The following is a 2,150-nucleotide window of genomic DNA, read 5'->3' as shown; positions in this document are numbered from 1 at the left end:
ATTGCTGGCAACCGCGCTGATCGACCTGCTGATTGAACTGCAAACCACGCCCGACTTCGATCCGGTGCGACATCGAATCCACATTCCACTGCAAATCCTGACCTCAGAGAACGCTCGAAGCTGAACCTGTGGCGAGGAAGCCAGGTCCAGTCAGCCCGTCAGAAGTCCGGCCCCGACCGAAAAGTATCAGCACTCAGCCCATACCGATTCATCTTGTTGTACAGCCCACCACGAGAAACATTCAGCTGTCTGGCGGCCAGGCGGATGTTGCCGCGGGAATCCTCGAGGGCCGCGATGATCACGTTCATTTCATGGGTACCGAGGTCCAGGGCCGCCCGGGGTTCAGGCACGCCTCCCCGCGCCGCAGGCCGCACTCCCTGCCTGATTTCGAGCGGTAGATCTCCGGGCTGGATCAGTTCGGTCACCGACAGATTGGTCGCGCGCTCAATGGTATTTTCCAGCTCACGAACATTACCTGGCCAATGGTAAGCCGACAGGATATCCAACGCCTCTGGCGAGAAGCCTTGCACCGACTTACGCAACGACCGGGCGCAACGGCTGAGAAAATGTCGCGCCAATAACGGCACATCCTCCCGGCGCATTCTTAGCGGCGGAACCGTCAAGTTCAGTACGTTGAGCCGATAGTAAAGATCCTCGCGGAACGCGCCATCGGCCACCGCCTGACTCAGGTTGCGGTGGGTGGCGGCGATGATGCGCACATTCACCTGCCGGGATTTTTTTGCGCCCACCCGCGTCACCTCGCCTTCCTGCAAGACCCGCAGCAGGCTGACCTGGGCATCGAAGGACATGTCACCGATTTCGTCGAGAAAGATCGTTCCGCCATCGGCCAATTCGAACTTCCCGGCCGAGCCGCCACGGGCCGATCCGGTGAAAGCACCCTCTACATGCCCGAACAGTTCGCTCTGCACCAGGTCTCGCGGAATCGCCCCGCAATTGACCGCCACAAACGGACCACTGCAACGGTCACTGGCGTTATGGATCGCCTGGGCGAACAGCTCCTTACCAGTGCCGCTTTCACCTAAGATCAGCGTGGTCGAGTCACTGCGACTGGCGATCCGCCCCAGGTGCAAGGCGTCCTGAATCGCTCGCGAACCGCCCTGAATGGTTTCAAAGGTGTAGCTGGCCTGAGTGCCGATGATCCGCCGGGTAATTTCCCGGATACGTCGGTTCTCCCGTAACGAAACAATCCGCCCACCCTGTTCCAGTGAGCACACCGATACCAGGCACGCCAGGTGGCTGCGGTCAGGCAACTCGAAGGTGCAGTCCAGATCCCGCAGCCCCTCGCCACTGCGCAGCAACATTTCGGCAGTCAGCTCGCTCTGCCCCAGGCGCTCGAACGGGCTGCCCAGGAGGTCCCGGCCGACGCGAAAGAGTTGCCGGGCATAACGATTGAGCGCCTTGATGCAGCCACGCTCATCGAGCACCACCAGCCCTTCGTTGAGCACTTCAAGGACGGCTTGCTGTTCGTCCAGCAGGGTCTGCAAGGCCATCTGTCGCGACACCGCTTCAGCCGCGGCCTGCACGGTGCCCAAAGTGTGGAAGTGGAACCAGCCGGGCTCGGCGGTCAGGGTCAACATGCCCAACGTGCGGCCCTGGGCATCTCGGATCGGCGCGGCGGCGCAGTGCATGCGCCGCCGGCGCAGGCCAAGCCCGAAATTTTCCTCGGCCAACACATAGACCAATCGGTCTTCGGCAATCGCCAGCCCCGTGCAATTGGTGCCCTGCACTGACTCCAGCAAGCGACTACCCACTGGCGTGAGATCGAGGCCGCAGAAATACAGCGTCGTGCCCTCGGCATCGGTCAGGTTGATATGGCCCCTGGGGTTGTATGCCAGCAATCCACGCATAACTTCCGCTGCCGCGATGATCAACACCCGATTGGCCGCCAGCGTTGCGGCCAGATCGGCGGGGGTGACAAAGCGATACTCGCCATCTTCAGGATCGAGGCCGGCACCGACGCTGCGCAGCCACGAATCCCAGATCACCTGCCGAACCTCGGCGGGTCGATCAATGCGCCCCTTCAAACACGCCTGCCAGGCCTGCTCCAACGCAGCGATCGGTCCTTCACTCAACGACGCAGGACCGAGCGCGGTGATGTAATCGAGGTCTTGCACGCTGAAGGCCATTGG

General features: G+C 61.7%; 1 protein-coding gene and 1 pseudogene. One reads left to right on the top strand and one right to left on the bottom strand.

Going from position 1 to position 2,150, the window contains the following annotated elements; genetic code table 11:
• A pseudogene (locus M5B96_RS32235) lies at positions 1-124 on the top strand (LacI family transcriptional regulator); the annotation flags it as partial.
• Positions 125-158: 34 nt separating this feature from the next.
• Here M5B96_RS32235 and M5B96_RS32230 read toward each other — a convergent pair.
• Positions 159-2,147: a sigma-54 interaction domain-containing protein gene (locus tag M5B96_RS32230; protein ID WP_248801187.1), complete on the bottom strand. Its 1,989-nt coding sequence runs from the start codon at positions 2,145-2,147 to the stop codon at positions 159-161.
• Positions 2,148-2,150 lie beyond the last annotated feature (3 nt).

The organism is Pseudomonas sp. MWU13-2105 (assembly GCF_023242315.1).
Lineage (GTDB): Bacteria > Pseudomonadota > Gammaproteobacteria > Pseudomonadales > Pseudomonadaceae > Aquipseudomonas.
The sequence above is the reverse complement of the archived record's forward strand: the minus strand, read 5'-3'. Positions and strand labels throughout refer to the sequence as shown.

Excerpts from the sequence above, each read along its gene's own strand:
- M5B96_RS32230 (WP_248801187.1), bottom strand. The coding sequence starts at position 2,147 with ATGGCCTTCAGCGTGCAAGACCTCGATTACATCACCGCGCTCGGTCCT.